Source organism: Brevundimonas sp., assembly GCF_046299535.1.
Classification (GTDB): Bacteria; Pseudomonadota; Alphaproteobacteria; order Caulobacterales; family Caulobacteraceae; genus Brevundimonas.
This window is the reverse complement of the sequence record NZ_JBKBIB010000019.1, coordinates 1-16,584: the sequence shown is the minus strand read 5'-3', so window position 1 is coordinate 16,584 and position 16,584 is coordinate 1. Positions and strand designations below refer to the sequence as shown.

The 16,584-nt window shown below is 65.1% G+C and carries 12 protein-coding genes and 2 pseudogenes; 7 read left to right on the top strand and 7 right to left on the bottom strand.

All coding sequences use genetic code 11. From position 1 onward, the window contains the following. Positions 1 to 225: 225 nt before the first annotated feature. Positions 226 to 1,143 (top strand): annotated as a pseudogene (locus ACK4FB_RS13690) (YifB family Mg chelatase-like AAA ATPase); the annotation flags it as partial. Positions 1,144 to 1,795: 652 nt separating this feature from the next. Here ACK4FB_RS13690 and ACK4FB_RS13685 read toward each other — a convergent pair. Beyond that, positions 1,796 to 3,433, bottom strand: coding sequence for an IS1595 family transposase (locus ACK4FB_RS13685; RefSeq protein WP_409753367.1), 1,638 nt, complete (start codon positions 3,431 to 3,433; stop codon positions 1,796 to 1,798). A gap of 87 nt (positions 3,434 to 3,520) precedes the next feature. On the opposite strand from ACK4FB_RS13685, the gene ACK4FB_RS13680 reads away from it, so the two are divergent. Further along, positions 3,521 to 3,997: a DUF6471 domain-containing protein gene (locus tag ACK4FB_RS13680; RefSeq protein WP_409753364.1), complete on the top strand. Its 477-nt coding sequence runs from the start codon at positions 3,521 to 3,523 to the stop codon at positions 3,995 to 3,997. Positions 3,998 to 4,171: 174 nt separating this feature from the next. On the opposite strand, the gene ACK4FB_RS13675 is transcribed toward ACK4FB_RS13680, so the two are convergent. Next, the gene (locus ACK4FB_RS13675; RefSeq protein WP_409753361.1) at positions 4,172 to 4,597 is read right to left on the bottom strand and encodes a hypothetical protein; all 426 of its coding nucleotides are present in this window, start codon (positions 4,595 to 4,597) and stop codon (positions 4,172 to 4,174) included. A gap of 74 nt (positions 4,598 to 4,671) precedes the next feature. Between ACK4FB_RS13675 and ACK4FB_RS13670 the strand changes: the two genes are divergently transcribed. Continuing rightward, positions 4,672 to 4,938, top strand: coding sequence for a helix-turn-helix domain-containing protein (locus ACK4FB_RS13670; protein WP_409753440.1), 267 nt, complete (start codon positions 4,672 to 4,674; stop codon positions 4,936 to 4,938). 99 nt (positions 4,939 to 5,037) lie between these two features. Here ACK4FB_RS13670 and ACK4FB_RS13665 read toward each other — a convergent pair whose 3' ends face one another. From ACK4FB_RS13665 to ACK4FB_RS13655, 3 genes are read right to left on the bottom strand one after another with little or no spacing between them, the layout of a single operon-like run. Beyond that, positions 5,038 to 5,838, bottom strand: a complete 801-nt coding sequence (locus ACK4FB_RS13665; protein WP_409753358.1) for a hypothetical protein — start codon at positions 5,836 to 5,838, stop codon at positions 5,038 to 5,040. Between the two features lie 8 nt (positions 5,839 to 5,846). Beyond that, positions 5,847 to 7,247: a DEAD/DEAH box helicase gene (locus ACK4FB_RS13660; RefSeq protein ID WP_409753355.1), complete on the bottom strand. Its 1,401-nt coding sequence runs from the start codon at positions 7,245 to 7,247 to the stop codon at positions 5,847 to 5,849. A 2-nt stretch (positions 7,248 to 7,249) separates the two neighbouring features. Further along, the gene (locus ACK4FB_RS13655; RefSeq protein WP_409753353.1) at positions 7,250 to 8,476 is read right to left on the bottom strand and encodes a hypothetical protein; all 1,227 of its coding nucleotides are present in this window, start codon (positions 8,474 to 8,476) and stop codon (positions 7,250 to 7,252) included. Positions 8,477 to 8,634: 158 nt separating this feature from the next. Here ACK4FB_RS13655 and ACK4FB_RS13650 point away from each other — a divergent pair, with 158 nt between their 5' ends. Continuing rightward, the gene (locus ACK4FB_RS13650) at positions 8,635 to 9,891 is read left to right on the top strand and encodes a DNA cytosine methyltransferase (RefSeq protein WP_409753350.1); all 1,257 of its coding nucleotides are present in this window, start codon (positions 8,635 to 8,637) and stop codon (positions 9,889 to 9,891) included. Between the two features lie 169 nt (positions 9,892 to 10,060). Here ACK4FB_RS13650 and ACK4FB_RS13645 read toward each other — a convergent pair whose 3' ends face one another. After that, entirely contained in the window at positions 10,061 to 10,531 is a 471-nt protein-coding gene (locus tag ACK4FB_RS13645) for a hypothetical protein (protein WP_409753347.1), read from the bottom strand. 153 nt (positions 10,532 to 10,684) lie between these two features. Between ACK4FB_RS13645 and ACK4FB_RS13640 the strand changes: the two are divergent. From ACK4FB_RS13640 to ACK4FB_RS13630, 3 genes and pseudogenes are all read left to right on the top strand, one after another. Continuing rightward, positions 10,685 to 11,350, top strand: a pseudogene (locus ACK4FB_RS13640) (ATP-binding protein); the annotation flags it as partial. 103 nt (positions 11,351 to 11,453) lie between these two features. Next, positions 11,454 to 13,019, top strand: coding sequence for a response regulator (locus ACK4FB_RS13635; RefSeq protein ID WP_409753344.1), 1,566 nt, complete (start codon positions 11,454 to 11,456; stop codon positions 13,017 to 13,019). 40 nt (positions 13,020 to 13,059) lie between these two features. Then, the gene (locus ACK4FB_RS13630; protein ID WP_409753341.1) at positions 13,060 to 14,775 is read left to right on the top strand and encodes an AmpG family muropeptide MFS transporter; all 1,716 of its coding nucleotides are present in this window, start codon (positions 13,060 to 13,062) and stop codon (positions 14,773 to 14,775) included. A 44-nt stretch (positions 14,776 to 14,819) separates the two neighbouring features. On the opposite strand, the gene ACK4FB_RS13625 is transcribed toward ACK4FB_RS13630, so the two are convergent. Continuing rightward, positions 14,820 to 16,584, bottom strand: a 1,765-nt coding sequence (locus tag ACK4FB_RS13625) for a phosphate acyltransferase (protein WP_409753338.1), incomplete at its 5' end; no start/stop codon positions are given.

The window sequence follows — 16,584 nt, the reverse complement described above, 5'->3', positions numbered from 1 at the left end:
CCGATGCCCCCGGCCCATGCCAGGGCATCCCGTGGCTAGACGGGGTCAGAACGCGCTCCATCCCCCCGATGGGGTACGGCGTCATCTTTGAGGTCCCCCGTGTCGCGGAAGCCGCGGAACGCAGCCGCCGGGCGCGACGGCGTGCAAGCGCCTCCCGAACGAACGGCGCTATTGCAAATACAGTTCGTTCATGCTTCGTTCTTATACGGAACGGAGGGCTCGGGCATGCTGGCCAGCGTGGTGACGGTGGCGTTCGACGGGGTGGACGCCCGGCGGGTGGACGTGCAGGTCCAGCAGCTGTCGGGGGATCAGGGGTTCTTCAACATCGTCGGCCTGCCGGACAAGGCGGTGGCCGAGAGCCGGGAGCGGGTGCGCGGGGCCTTTGCGGGCATCGGCCTGGCCATGCCGTCCAGACGCATCATCGCCAACCTGGCGCCCGCCGACCTGCCCAAGGAAGGCAGCCATTTCGACCTGCCCATCGCCCTGGCCCTGCTGGCCTCCATGGGGGTGATCGCGCCCGACGCCCTGTCGGACTGGGCGGCGCTGGGCGAGCTGGGGCTGGACGGGCGCATCGCCCCGGTGGGCGGGACCCTGCCCGCCGCCGTGGCCGCCGCCGCCATGGGGCTGGGCCTGATCTGTCCGGAGGCCAACGGGCCGGAGGCGGCGTGGGCGGGCGAGGTGTCGGTGCTGGCGCCCCGGTCGCTGATCGGGGTCATCAACCACTTCAAGGGGGTGCAGGTGCTGCGCGCGCCCGAGCCGGGCCCGGTCAAGGCTGCGACGGGCGGGCCGGACCTGCGCGAGGTCAAGGGTCAGGAGAGCGCCAAGCGGGCGCTGGAGGTGGCCGCCGCCGGGGGGCACAACCTGCTGTTCGTGGGCCCGCCGGGATCGGGCAAGTCCATGATGGCCCAGCGCCTGCCGGGCCTGTTGCCGCCCCTGACGCCGCAGGAGCTGCTGGAGACCTCCATGATCTGGTCGGTGGCCGGGCTGATCGAGCGGGGCGGCCTGACCCGGGACCGGCCGTTTCGATCGCCGCACCACTCGGCCAGCATGGCGGCCCTGACCGGCGGCGGACACCGGGCGAAACCGGGCGAGGCGTCGCTGGCCCACAACGGCGTGCTGTTCCTGGATGAGCTGCCGGAATATTCCGGCATTGGGTAGCAGACGCACCTAAGCGACCTTCCGCCCTTCTCAGTATGGAATTCGAGCGCTATCTGACTCTCGATGTCAGCGTCTCTCGCCTCCCAACTCATCACCTTATACCGCCGCCAGCTTGGCCTTAAGCAGGGGTTCCTACTCCGACATCGCTATCGGAGCCGGAGCGAGGAGGACCGTCTGGCGTGGGCGGCGGAGTATGTCGAAGGTGAGAAAAAGGCCGCGCAGATCGACGAGGCGCTCCCGCACCTCGAGTATGTAATCAAGATGCTACTTCCTGATTGGGACGCGACCGGCATAAAGCCGATGCGGCCCCGACGCGCCCCACTAGCGGGTCGACCGGCGGCGGGCTGGACCGCGGCGGTCCTAGACGAGATACGCGAAGCCGAACATCCGCTGTCCGCTGCCGACCTAAGGGCCATCTTAGCCGAGCGACACGGATTGGACATCTCGACATCAGGACGACGTCACATCGTAAACAGAGCTATATCGGGCGCCATCGCGAACATCCTCGCCTCCGGGCTCGTAACTCGGCTCCCCGGGTCGCCGATTCGCTACGACATCGCGGCACGGCACTGATCATCGCCCATACGAACGCCGGGGCAGCGCGACTAGGCGCGTCTCGCGTGCCATCCGGGTTTGGCTAGCGCCGGCGGGGGCTGTGGGTGCTGAGTGTCTTCGGCCAGTTGGCAGCGACCTCGTCGCTGAACCTGCGCTTGAGAGCGCGCAAGGCGCTGGCGAACTCCGAGGGCATTGGTCGCATCACGTTGAGGGGGCTCGCAGCGGTCCGCAGGACCGCATTCTCCACGTCCTTGACGTAACCACAGGTCTTGAATCCGACCGTTACGTTTTCGCGCAGCCATTCGGACAGCGCCGCTTCGTCCACAGCAGCGTCTCTCGTGACGAGCGGCAAGCCCCCCACCGGCCCCAATGCATGGGAAATGGAGAACAGCGTGTGCCGGAGGTTCGAAGTCCGGATTGTCCCCACGAGGTGCTCGAGCAGGCGTGATCGAACCGTGTACGACTCACCTGTGTAGAAGTGCGTGGCGCCATCGCGCCGCCAAAGGGGTGGGTGCTCTTCAGCCTTGAACCCCAAGTTGGTCAGCAAGACCTCGCCGAATGTGCCGAAGAGCGCATAGACGCCTGAGCCGTTCGGCACGGCTGAGGGGTTTCTCAGAAACTCGTCAGCAGGGACAAAGGAGAAGTCGCGCTGCCCTGACCGGTTCCTTGAAAGAGCTCGTGCGGCTCCGAGTTGGTCGACGCCACCGACCTCCGCGACCTGCTTCATTGCCGCACGAGCCGCCTTCGACGGCGGCCGCCACGCCAGGGTCGATCCGTCCATCTGGCAGAGGGAGAGGGAGCGCTTACGTCCTTGGAAGTAACCGGAAAGATTTGACCTGCCTTGCCGGCTCATCGCTGACATCAGATCTGCGAACCCCCACCATTTAGCTTTGCCCTTGCGCGAAAGCCGCCACGCTGCAGCCGCCGCGTAGAGATCCAGATACTGTCCAGAGATATGGACATGGATATTCTCTGCCATCCGGAGGGAGCCGAAGTAGCTTTCCACAGCGTTCGTGCAAGCCTCGGGGGTGTAGAAGGCCTGATTGTGGTTGATGGTGAAAAGCTGGTGGTGGCTTCGGAGCCATGACCAAACGCCCAACTGATCGCTGAAGAGGACCGTTCCTTTCTCCAAGGCGTCCCGAATGAAAGGCCGTGCATCGCCTTCGCTTCGGGCGATCCAGGTCCTGATTGGCCCGCCTCCCCGCTCGCGGGCCGCCACCACGACCAGCTTCAGAGAGTTCAGCCGGTAATGTATGCGCCGGTGGTCCTTCCGCTCCTTCCATTGGTTTTTTGGCCGAATCTTGCCGCCGTAATAGCTACCGTCGATCTCCACCTCGCCGCCCAGAATGACGGCCTTCGCTCGCTCAGCGATCTCGTTTCGAATCTTGTGAAGCCAAACCAGAACGGTCTTGTATTGGACCCGGAGGTCCTCACAAAGGTCGAGTGCTGATCGCCCGTAGGCACCATGGCTGAACGTCGCAATGAGCAACATGAGCTTTTTGAACGACAGCTTTCGGTACGCCCAAGGCGTTCCCGATGTCGCAGAGAACTGCCGTTCGCAGTTTTTGCATTTGTAAAGCTGTCTGGTCTTGAACGTGTAGACTGCCGAACACTTGCAGCGTTCGCAGGTGGGAACGCCACCCCACCGTGCGAAGCGCACCCTCACGAAATACGCGCGTGCCTCCTCTTCAGATAGCGATGCTACCTGAGTTGGCGTCACGGCGTCTGCCGGGCCAATCTGAGAAGCGGATAACGGCAAGATCGTCCATGGGCTTTAAAGCGCATATTTGCGCTATTACGACCCTTCATGGACGTCAAGAAATTAGTCGCATTTTTGCGCTTTACGGCGCGATTTAGCGCTCATTGGTCCTGGGCTGCTCATTTGTGTGATCTTTTTGGCGCATATCCCGTGCGCTTAAGTCATGGGCTCGGTATTGCGGAACAGCGGAAGAATCCGCTACCTGACCGTATGACCCAAATCCCCGCTCATCCGTCGAAAATGACCAGCACGGACGAACAGTGGCGCGACGTGGCCAAGGGGATGATGAAGGCTGAGCTTAAGCGCCAGAATCTTACCTACGATGGCCTAGCGCAGCGCTTGGTCGAAATGGGACTTGAAGAGACTGAGACCAGCGTGAGGAATAAGATCGGTCGCGGAACCTTCTCGTTTGTCTTCGCCCTGCAGGCGATGGCGGCGATAGGGGTTAGGTTGCGAATGTCCCGAACACAGCACCAATTTGAGCTAGAGTTGCCTCCCGAGCTTCTCAACCAACCCAAACTCTAGCTGTCTCGGAGTTTAACGAGCCAGCAATGACCGAGGGACCGCCCGCGAGGCCCTGGGGCCGGGCGATGAACCGCAGTATCGACGTCGGCACCATCCAAGCCCGCTACGAGGATCGCGCTTTCGGGCGGGGCGGCATGCGACGGCGGGCCCCCTAGGGAAGGGGCACGTCATCACCTAGCGCATCATCTCGACCATCGCCCTCGCCTGAGGCGTAGGCCGCCAGTCCTCGTGGCAGGCGTTGGGTGTCCGGTTCCTGACGGTGCACTCGGCGTATCGTTCCAGCGCGGCGGTCGTTGCCGCTCTAGATGCCTCAGCGTTGGCCGCGATCTGTTGTCGATCCGCTTCCGCTTTTTCGGCCGTCTCCATGTCCCTCAACCGACGCTCGGCATCTCGCTCGGCGTTGAAGGCGTCGATGAGAGCCCGCTCTTCGGCGTCTCTGGCCGCTGTCGCTGCGGCCCTCGACTCGGCCCCGGCCGGATTCACCACCGGCTCGATCACCCATATGTAAATACCGGGCACGACCGCGAACACGAAGACGAAGAGCGCAAAGAAGCCGAGACATCCGGCCCCGGCCCCGCCGATCTTGCTCTCGATAGACACAGCCCACCTCCCAGATTTAATCTGTAGGCTATATCCCGTGGTTTAACGGCTCCTGAATCTGTCGCTTGGCGCCCATGAATGGGCGCGCGCTGGTCGCATGGAATCTAAGACGCCTGAGGACCGAGCGCGGTATCTCTCAGGAAAGGCTGGCGGCTGACGCGGGGGTGGATCGCGCCTACATCAGCGAGCTTGAGCGCGAGCAGGGCAATGTCACTGTCGATCTTTTGGATCGGCTCGCTTTCGTCCTCGACGTCGCTGTCGGGGAGTTCTTCGCGGCTTCGCCTGAGGCTGGCGGGAGGATCAGTCCTTTGCCAGCAGGTCGGAAGCCACGCCGCCCATGACAGCCCCCTCAGCGAGGGCGTGGGCGCTCAGACGTTCATTGTCCCCTGGCAGGGCGGATAGCCGGAGTATCCCAGGAGGGTTTCCCTCAGGATTCCGGCTCAAGGTTGCGCCCTGACTACGGACAGGTAGTCATCCCAGTCCGCCATGTTCGCGCTGCTCTTGGCGAGATTGCAGCCCAAATGGGTGAGGTGCACATTGTCTGCGGCGTAGGCTTTGTTCGCACTGTCGATCCGATCCGGCGACATCTGTAAGAGACGATTCTTGGGGGCCAGCGGGATCGGTCGCTCACACAGGCTGCACAATCCATTCTGCCGGTGCCATTGGCGTCTAAGTCCTTCGACAAGCTCGGAAAATTCTGGCCCTGTTCGGTTGGGATGGAAGCCCTCCTGCGGCTCGGCGCTCCGCTTGATTCGCTGCTGAATGGCCGCTGCCATCCCGGCGATGGTGGTGCCCAGTGCGTCGGCCTCGGTCGCCAATGAGGAGACGACCGGGTCGTCTCGGACCACACTGGCGGGCGGTTGAGCAAAGGACCACCGAAAGCGCACCGGCGATGCGTCCTTGACCTCGATACTTTGGGCAAGCCCTTGGTATGTGAAGGGGTGTCGACTGTTCGCCCTCCAGAACACATGAACGGGAATTTCGCCGAGCGTCATCAGGCGCATAAGGGGCTGGCCGATATGAGTGCCCGTCTTGGCGAACCAGACGAGCTGGTCGCCTACCCATTCGTTTTGATAGTCATGGCCGGTGCGACCTGCGGAACCAACGTTGCAGAACACAAACAGCTGACTGTCGTATCGGTTGTAGCCGGTGTCCCAGTTCCCACCCCTCTGCGCCTCCGGCACATTGAGCAACGTTTGGACATCATCACGCGTGTAGGTCGCACCAACTTCAAACACCACGCTGCCTCCTACGGGAGCTCGTTGTTCAGGATCAGCGCGCACATCTGGGTGGGCGTCAGCTTGCTAAGGGAAACCTGCACATCGGGATCGGACAGCAGGCCCTTAGCCATTGATGACTTCCTTTCCAGGGCGCCACCGATGGCCTCGTCGATAGTGTCGGCGGCGATCAATCTCAGGTAGGTCACTGGGCGCGTCTGGCCAATTCTGTGGTTGCGGTCCTGACTCTGAGCATAGTGATCGTAGCGCCAGCCAATCGATTCGTAGATCGTATAGTTGGCCGCCGTCAGCGTGAATCCGGTCGCGGCGGCCGCCGGGTTGGCGATCAACAGCCGAGTGGCCGCGTCACCTTGGAAGGCGTTGGCAACGTTCTGACGTTCAGTTGGCGGCACCCCGCCGTAGATGGCGACAGCCCCATACTCCGAATATCGAAGACGCAGCCGCTCAATATTTGCGACGTAGTTCGACCACAGAATGACCTTCCGGCTGTCGAGGGCCATGATGTCCGCCAGTAGCCCGTCCAGCACATCAACTTTTCCCGGCGTCTGCCCAGTATCGGGGAAAATCAGAGCAGGATTGCTGGCCAGCTGCATGAGCCGAGTCAGCTGCGCGAGGGCTGTGGATGCGAACGCGCTGTATTGCGCGCCCGTCATGCCTTTAATCGCGCAAGCCATGTCGTGGCGCATGTCGTCATAGAGCCGGCGCTGCCATGCAGGTAGCTCGACGATCACATCGGTGAACGTCTTCTCCGGCAGGTCCAGGCATTCCTCCTTGGTCTTGCGGAGGATGAGGTCATCGAAGATTGGCTTGGCGAAGGCGGCCGTCGGGTCTTCTTCGATGCGGGCAAGGAACGTTTCAAGTGATCCCAGCGATCGCTCTCCAGGGGCAACAATCTCGATCTGGGTGTATAGATCGGCTGGCGTGTTGGTCACCGGCGTGCCGGACAAAAGCCACCGATACTCGCACCGTGGTGCGATGTGCCGCATCGACGCGGACGTCAGCGACTTCCAGTTCTTGGCGGCATGGGACTCGTCCAAAACGAGCGCGGTCCGCTGGGCAGTTGTGAAAGCCAGCAAGGCTGTCAGCTCGCTACGAGCAGTTTCGTAGCTGGTGATCATCACGTCGCACCGAGACATCGACAGCGTCGTGCGGCGGGCCTTAGGCGTGCCCTCGGCGATGTCCACGGTCAGGGTGGGCGCGAACTTGTTCAGCTCGGCCACCCAGTTCCGCTTCAGCGAGTTAGGGCAGATCACCAGCATACGGTCGACCCGGCCGGCAGCGCGGAGGTCGCAGAAAGCCATAATCGCTACGAGCGTTTTGCCGAGGCCCTGCTCAAAGGCGAGGAGGCCGCGACGTCCCTCGGAGAGGAACGCCACCCCTTCGGTCTGATGAGCCATCAGTTGCACTGACATCCTCAGCCCGCCTTCGGTCCATGCTTATCGAAGAGCTGATCGAAGTAAGCGAGCGCTTCCCGGAACGCCGCGACTTCATCGAGGTCAAGCGCCTTCATGTCAGCCATGCTCGCCTCCGCAAGCGACTCCGTGAACTTGCGGAGCTGAACCCGGAACGGGCGGACGCCAGGGTGCAGGTTCGCCTCGATTTCCGACGCCGCTTGGTAAAGCTGAGCGACCTCGTCTTCGCCCAGGTCCCCTTCATCCCGATCAAGAGAGCGTTTCACCTGCTGGCTCAGAGCGCCGATCTTGGACTTCACGCTGCTGGAGTTCGTCTTGATCTCCAGGGCCAGCCGACCGGCAATGAACTCCTCGCCCGACTTCAGCTGCTCCCACTTATCGGGATCGTCGTGGAATTCTTTCAGGAACCGCGCTTCTCGATACTCCTTGAACACGTTGTTCCGGACCATGTCGAACACCTCGCCACGCAGGGTGTCGTAGTTCGGGTTGTCGTATTCCCTCAGCATGGAGCCGATGATCCGGGCCTTGCTGATTTCCTCCAGAATGCTGAACTTGGTGGCGGCTGTCTTCTCCGCCTCACCATCGTCATCCACGTAGTCAATGTAGGCCTGGGCGAAGGCGAAGGCGTCCCGCAGACGCTGGACCCACGAGACCGACTTCTCCATGAACTGCGCCATCTGCGTGATGTTCATGAGAGGCGGGCCGTTGCGGCCCACCACCACGTCGTGCACGAACTTGGCCTCGACATACCGTCCCCAAGCCCGAACGCCGGTGCCTCGCACATGGATACGCGCGAGCAGCACCGCTCTCTCGCGCTCACCGAAGTCCGACGGCAGCATCTTGGCCTTCACGCGGCGGAACCGGCCCTCCTTGATGCCCGTCACGTAACGGCGATCGAGCTCCCGCAGGATGGTGACGCGCGTGGCCCCTTCCAGGACCAGCGCCTTCTCGCCGCTCGCCAGCTCCTGGACGTAGATCGGCTCCATTTGCCCGAGGTCGTCTATGGACTTTTTCAGGGTGTCGTAGCCGGGCGTCCCGCGCAGCGCGCTTTCGAGCTGCTCTTCCGAACGGATGTCTCCGACGGGGAGTTTCGTCTGAAGGCGGGGGTTTTCTGACCACAGGCAGACGCCCTCATAGATGTCGAGCTCGACCTCCTGGAGCTCCCACTCGCGGTCACCGATTTTCTCGATGTAGATGCGGGGCTTGGGCTTGATGGCGGCCTCGGGCATGATATCGATCCTTTCATTGCTTGCGTCAGCAAGTGAATAGCAAGCCGCCGCAACCAGGTCAAGCGATCGCTGCTTTCGCTCGACCTTCTTGCAAGGACGTCTACAATGTAGCCAAAGTGTTCTATGTTCGTTCCAGGCGGAACGCAGGAGTGGTCTGCTTGTCAGAAGTCGCGGTGAAGCCGGTTAAAGTGCATGCCGCCAAGGTGCCGCGAGCGCCTGGCCCGACATGCATCGACTTGTTCGCGGGTGCTGGCGGACTTGCCGTCGGTTATCGACAGGCGGGATGGCAGATCGTCGGCGCCAACGACGTCAACGCGGCCGCCGCTGAAACTTTTCGACTCAACTTCCCCGAGGCAGCATTCTTCGAGGGGCCCATCGCAGCCGTGGAGGCAGACGACTTGCTTCTTCAGTGTGGCCTAAAGCCCGGCGAACTTGACTGTCTCATCGGCGGGCCGCCTTGCCAGTCGTTCAGCTACAATAACCACCAGCGCTCCGACAGCGATGATCGAGCGAAGCTGTTCGAGCACTACCTGAGGATCGTCCGAGGGCTACAGCCCAAGACCCTGGTGATGGAAAATGTCCCCGGTATCCTGACGATCGGCAACGGGGCCGTGATCACGGCCATTCGGGCGCAGCTGATGTTGATGGGCTACCCAAGCGCGGTGGCGACGCTGTCGGCCGAGGAATTCGGAACTCCTCAGGTCCGTAAGCGAGTCTTCATTGTAGCCAGCCGCGTCGGCGACCCTAAGACCTTACTTCCCACGGCGACGCACAGGTCAGCTGACCCAAGGCGGAAGGGCGTCGCGACGAGGGGACTCAAGAGGGCTGTCACGGTGAAGGACGCCATTGGCGACCTCCCGCCGCTTGTTAACGGCGGTGGCGCGCAAGTCGTCAGCCGCAGGGGCAGTCCATTCTCCGCATTCCAGCGGGAGGCGAGGGCGGGGACCCGTAAGATCTGGAACCATGTGTGCCACGCCCTAACAAAGGTGAACCTCGACCGCGTGGTCGAGGTCCCCGAGGGCGGGAACTGGCGGGACATTCCGCGTCATCTGTTGCCGGCCGGCATGCAGAGGGCGCGGCTCTCTGATCACACCAAACGATACGGTCGCCTTTCTCAGAGCGGCCTGGCTTCTACGCTGCTGACGAAGTGTGATCCGCACTGGGGCGCCTATATCCACCCGACCCAGGATCGGACGATCTCCGTTCGCGAGGCCGCTAGGCTTCAAGGCTTCCCAGACACTTTCCGCTTCGCAGGGCCCCAGATTGGGCGTCACTACGAACAGGTGGGTAATGCGGTGCCCGTTCCGGTCGCTCGGGCTATTGGGCGCCAAGCGATGGCCCACCTCCCGGTCGAGCAGGATGAGGCGGCAAGCCCAGAGCCGTCAGAGCATCCGGGCGATCAAATCGCAGCATAGTTCGCCCACCGGTTAGCGCCAGTCGGTGGCCATGAGTATGATTCGCATGACCTGATGACGGTCTGTGGCGGTCCCCACCACGCGGCCATCGCACAGGCCGACAAATCCCCGCCCCTCCCTGTTCGGGACGATGTGATAGAGCCGCCGCCCGCGCCAAAATCTGAGGGCACTACTCATGGCCAACTACCCAGCCCTGGGCTTGGCCCAGGTTTGGCACCGCTCGCACGAGACCTTTCCTGCGCTGGACGCGCAGGCAGGCACAGACCCGCTTGACCATGATGACGGACATCACGCGATCGCCAGGGTCCAATCCACGCTCCTTCATTAAGATCGTGGCGATGTCCCGAGAGGTTAGGGGACGGTTAGCCTCACGAAGGCTATCAAGGACGACGCGCGTCACCTCCCCTTTAAAGGCCGCATGACGTGGTGGCACCGGTTTCGGCTTGATCGCGCCGATGTCGATCGCTGGATCGAAAATCCTGATCGCGGCGTCGATGTGGTCGAGTTCCGAGACCAGCTGCCGAAGCCTGAGCTGGTTGTGTTCAATGCACCCAGCAATCTCCGCTCGCTTCTTGGTGAGGGCGTGCAGCACGTTTGGCTGCTGCGCTCCTTCAGGCACCACGCTGTTAGGCCGCGACATGAAGTCAATCCATGTCTGTAGCGCCGGTCACCACAGACGGAGCATGCGGAAGCCCTCAGCGGCCAGGGCACGACGACCGGCGACGAGCCCCGCTCTAAGGCTATGAAACTGCGACATTTTCTGGAAGGGCAGCTAAGGTGTGTTTGCTACCCAATGCCGGAATATTCGCCCCAGGCGCTGGATTCCCTGCGCCAGCCGCTGGAGACGGGCGAGATCGTGGTGGCGCGCGCCAACGCCCATGTGCGCTATCCGGCCCGGTTCCAGCTGATCGCGGCCATGAACCCGTGCCGCTGCGGCGTGGGCGGGCCGGGCAAGGGCGCCTGCGGCAAGGCCCCGCGCTGTCAGCGGGACTATCAGAACCGCATCTCCGGGCCGCTGTTCGACCGCATCGACCTGACCGTGGAGACCCCGCCCGTCACCGCCGCCGACATGGCCCTGCCCCCGCCCGCCGAGGGCACGGCAGAGGCCGCCGCCCGGGTGGCTGCAGCCCGCGACGCCCAGGCCGAGCGCGCCCGCGAACATGGTCTCGACCCGGATCAGGGGATCAACGCCCGGGCCTCCGGCGAGACCCTGGACCGGATCGGGGCGCCCGATGAGGCCGGCCGGGCCCTGCTGATGCGGGCGGGAGAGGCCGGGGGACTGACCGCGCGGGGCTGGACCCGCACCCTGCGGCTGGCGCGCACCATCGCCGATCTGGAGGGGTCCACGCCCGTCCTGCGCCGCCATATCGCCGAGGCCCTGGTCTATCGCCGCACCACCGTGGGCCCGCAGGAGGCGGGCGCGGCGCCGGTGGCGGCCGGGACGACGCCCGCCTGGTGATCGGCCCGAAAAACCATCTGACGGCCGCCGCGCCTGCGCCCCCGTGATTCGGCGGCCCTTAACCGTTTTCGTGCAGGCTGGGCCCTTCGGTGGAGGGTGCGTGATGACTGTGCGGCGAAAGACCGTGAAGACCGAGGCGGCGCAAAAGGCGCCCATGACCAACCCGGCTGCGGCCGAGCCCCCCGACGCCCAGGCGGCGGAGCGGTTCCTGCGGCTGATGAGCCACGAGATGCGCACGCCCCTGAACGGCGTCATCGGCATGCTGGGCCTGCTGGCCCGCACCCGCATGGACGGCGCCCAGCGCGCCTATGTGAGCGCGGCGCGGGAGTCCGCCGAGCACCTGCTGGGGCTGGTCAACGACCTGCTGGATTACGCCCGGGTCGATGCAGGGCATCTGGAGCTGGAGGCCGAGCCGGTCGAGCTGGAGGGCCTTGTCCAGGGCGTGGCCGAGCTGCTCAGCCCGCGCGCCCACGACAAGGGGCTGTCGCTGGTCTGGACCGTGGCGCCGGACGCGCCCGACGTGCTGGCCGACGAGGGCCGCCTGCGCCAGATCCTGTTCAACCTGGCCGGCAATGCGGTGAAATTCACCGAAACCGGCGGGGTCCGCATCGCCATAGAGCGGGCGGGCGGGCGCGACAGCCGGCCGAAGCTGGCGTTCACAATCGACGACACCGGCCCCGGCGTGCCGCCCGAGGCGCGCGAACGCATCTTCGAGGAATTCGGCCATGTGGACGCTTCGGACGCCGCGCGCTTCGACGGCGCCGGGCTGGGTCTGGCGGTTGTCAAGAAGCTGGCCGAAGCCATGGACGGCAAGGTCTGCGTGACCGACCGCCCCGGCGGCGGCGCCCGCTTCCGCTTCGAGGCCGCCTTCCCCGCCGCCCCCGGCGCGGCAATCGGGCGCGCCACGCCCCTGAAGGGGGTCGCCGTGGCGGTGAAATCCCCCGACCCGCTGGTGGCCGAGGCCGTGCGCCAGCAGGTGGAGGCCTGCGGCGGCACGGTGAAGTCCGGAGCGATCGTCACCCTGGTGGACCACGCGGCGGCCGAGCCCGGCGCCATGGCCGCCTGCCCCACAGGAGGCCGCTGCATCGTCCTGCTCAAGGCCGAGGAGCGCGAGCTGATCGCGCGTTATCGGTCGCAGGGCTTCCACGGCTATCTGATCAAGCCCCTGCGCCGTGCGTCCCTGGCCGAGCGGGTGCTGGCGGCGGTGGGCAAGGCGGACGCCCCCATCGGCGGCCCGCCCCCGCCCCAGCGCGACGACGACCGGGTCACGCCCGTGCGCTTCGCCGGATTGCGCGTGCTGCTGGCCGAGGACAATCCGGTCAATGCGCTGCTGGCCAAGACCCTGCTGCGCCGCGAGGGCTGCGTGGTGGAGACCGCCGGTTCTGGCGACGAGGCGGTGCAGGCCCTGACCCGCGCCCGCTATGATCTGGTGCTGATGGACATGCGCATGCCCGGCATGGACGGGCTGGCCGCCGCCCGCGCCATCCGCGCCCGGGGCGACCGCACCCCCATCGTGGCCCTGACCGCCAACGCCTTCGTCGAGGACCGCAAGGCCTGTCTGGAGGCCGGCATGGACGACCACCTGACCAAGCCCATCGACACGGATGCTCTCCGGTCGGCGCTTGCCCGCTGGACGAGCGGCGAAGTCCGCGCCAAGGTCGCCTGCTGAATCGGGGCGCCTGACGGCGTCCCTGCAAAGGGACGCCGACATGGCCGAAGACGCCGCCGAACGCCGCCTGACCACCTGGGAATTCATCAAGACCCTGAAGGAGCGGCGCGTCTTCGTGATGCTGCTGCTGGGCATGGCGGCGGGGCTGCCGTTCTTCCTGATCTTCGACACCCTGTCGGCGTGGTTGCGGCAGGAAGGCCTGTCCCTCCAGGCCATCACCGCCTTCTCGCTGGCGACCCTGTCCTACTCGATGAAGTTCGTCTGGGCCCCGATGGTGGACCGGGTGAAACTCCCGGTGCTGGAGCCGCTTCTGGGTCAGCGCCGGTCCTGGATGATTCTGATGCAGATCATCATCATCGTCGGCCTGTGGCTGATCGCAGGATCGGACCCGTCCATGAACCTGACACGGGTGGCGTTGCTGGCGGTTCTGGTGGGATTCGCCGGCGCCACCCAGGACATCGCCATCGACGCCTGGCGCATCGAGGTGGTGGACAAGGCCCGGTTCGGCGTCATGGCGGCCGCCTATCAGTGGGGGTTCCGCGGCGCGATGATCACCGCGGGCGCCCTTCCGCTGATCCTGGCCGAAGCGTTCAGCTGGAACTTCAGCTATGCGGTCATGGCGGCGATCATGTTCGTGGCCATAGGCGCGGTGCTGCTGGCGCCCCGTGGCGGCGAGGTGGTCGTGCGACTGATGGCGGACGAGGGCGTACCCAAGCGCCCGATCCCCGAAGCGTTCGAATGGGCGGCCCGGCTCGCGTTCATCCTGCTGGGCGCGCTGTTCGCGGGTTCGGGACTGGCGGCGAACGGCACGTTGCTGGCGGCGGTGATCAACCTGCTGGGCGCCGGTGACGCGGGCGCGGAGGCCTTCAAGACGGCGTGGGAGGCGCGGCCGAACGGCATCTTCCTGCAGTTTCCCGGCGTGGTCCTGGGTCTAGGCCTCATCGCCCTGGCCTGCGTGCCGATTCCCGGCGTGCCGACCCGGCCCGGCGCCTATCTTCGATGGGCATACGGCCAGCCGCTGGGCGACTTCTTCCGCCGGTTCGGCGGCAAGCTCGGCGTGCTGATCCTGGCGCTGATCTGTCTGTATCGCCTGTCCGACTTCGTGCTGAATCTGATGACCCCGTTCTACATCGACCTGGGCTTCTCGCTGGGTCAGATCGCCGAGGTGCGGAAGATATACGGCGTCGTGGCGTCGCTGGCGGGCATCACCCTGGGCGCCTGGATGGTGTCGCGCTTCGGCATCATCAAGACCATGGTGATCGGGGTGTTCGCCAGCCCGCTGTCGAATCTTGTATTCATCTGGGTGGCGATGTCCGGTCCTGACATGGCGGTTCTCTATGCCGCCATCACCATCGACAATCTGGCCACCGGCGTCGCGGGCACGGCGTTGATCGTCTACATGTCCAGCCTGACCAGCGCGGGCTTCACCGCCACCCAGTACGCCCTGTTCAGCTCGCTCTACGCCATCTTCGGCAAGATCACGGCGTCCCAGTCCGGCCGCATCGTCGAAGAGAGCGCGCGGGCGGCCGAGGCGGGAGGATTCAACAGCGCCCTGCGCAGCTGGTTTGGGCGCCTGCCCGAAGGGTCGCTGGCGGAGGGCGCGGCCACGGCAGGGGTCAGCGCTCCGTCGCTGGGCGCGGGCTATGTGACCTTCTTCCTCTATTCGGTGGTGATCGGCGTCTTCGCCGTAGTGCTCGCCTTCATCGTCGCCAAACGCCAGCCCGAAATCGAGGCGCGGGCCAAGTTGGAGGCCTAGCGCCACCGCCCATCCCGGATTTCGCGGGATGGGCGGACAGGGCCTCACCCCTCCTCGGCCACCCCTTCCTCGTAGGCCGCGAAGGTGGCGGCGTTGAGGATCTGGCTGACGGACGAGCCCAGCGGCACGATCTGCACCGACTTCTCCAGCCCGATCAGCAGCGGCCCGACCAGGGTGGCGCCGCCCAGAGCCTGGATCATCTGGGTCGAGATGACGGCCGAATGGATCGCCGGCATGACCAGCACATTGGCCTCGCGCGACAGGCGCATGAAGGGGTGGGAACCGCGCGCCTCCGGCGTCAGGGCCAGCTCGGGCGGCATCTCGCCCTCGTATTCAAAGTCCACGCCGCGCTGATCGAGGATGCGGATGGCCTCGCGCACCTTTTCGCCCCGGTCGCCCGGAGGGTTGCCGAAGCTGGAGTAGGACAGGAAGGCCACCCGGGGGGTGCGGCCCAGCTTGCGCACCGAGGCCGCGGCCTGGATGGCGATGTCGGCCAGCTCCTGGGCGTCGGGCAGTTCGTGGATCGAGGTGTCGGCCACGAACAGGGTGCGGCCGCGCGCCATGACCACCGACAGGCCGATCAGGGTGCTCTTCACGTCCAGAACCCGGCTGACTTCCTTCAGCGCCATGTTGAAATTGCGGGTCACGCCGGTGACCATGGCGTCGGCGTCGCCGTGGGCCAGCATGGCCGCGCCGAAATAGTTGCGGTCCTGATTGATCATGCGCTGCACGTCGCGACGCAGATAGCCGCGCCGCCACAGCCGCTGATACAGGGCCTCGGTGTAGGCCACATTGTTGGGCGAGACGCGGGCGTTGATGATCTCGATGCCCAGGTCCTCGAACACCAGGCCGGCCTCGACGGCGTTCTGGCGCACCAGCTCCTCGCGGCCCACCAGGATGGGGGTGCCCAGTTCCTGCTGCTTGAAGGCCCAGGCGGCGCGGATGACCGAGGTTTCCTCGCCTTCGGCGAACACCACCCGCTTGTTGGGGGCGCCGCGCACGGCCGAGGAGATCTTCTGCATCAGGGCGGCGGACGGATCGAGGCGCTGGCGCAGGGTGGCGCGATAGGCGTCCATGTCCTCGATGGGCTGACGCGCCACGCCGGTGTCCATGGCCGCCTGGGCCACGAACGGCGGAATGTACCAGATCAGGCGCGGATCGAAGGGCGTGGGGATGATGTAGTCGGGGCCGAACTTGAGCTTGCGGCCACGATAGGCCACGGCCACCTCGTCCGGCACGTCCTCGCGGGCGAGGGCGGCCAGGGCCTGGGCGCAGGCCACCTTCATCTCGTGGTTCACCTGCCGGGCGCGCACGTCCAGGGCGCCGCGGAAGATGTAGGGGAAGCCCAGCACGTTGTTGACCTGGTTCGGATAGTCCGAGCGGCCGGTGGCGATGATGGCGTCGTCGCGGACGCTGCGCACGTCCTCGGGGGTGATCTCGGGGTCCGGATTGGCCATGGCGAAGATGATGGGCCGCGGCGCCATGGAGGCGACCATCTCCTTGGTGATGGCGCCCTTGGCGGCCAGGCCGATGACCACGTCGGCGCCGACCATGGCCTCGGCGAGGGTGCGGTGCGGGGTGTCGGTGGCGTGGGCGGCCTTCCACTGGTCCACGTTGTCGCGGCCGCGATAGACCACGCCGTCGCGGTCGACGATGACGGTGTTCTCGTGTTTGACCCCCGCCGCCTTCATCAGGGCGATGGACGACAGGCCCGCGGCGGAGGAGCCGACGAGGGAAAACCTGGTGTCTTCCCGACTCTTTCCCCCCACCCAGCAAGAGTTGGTCAGACAGGGGGTGGGGATGATGGAG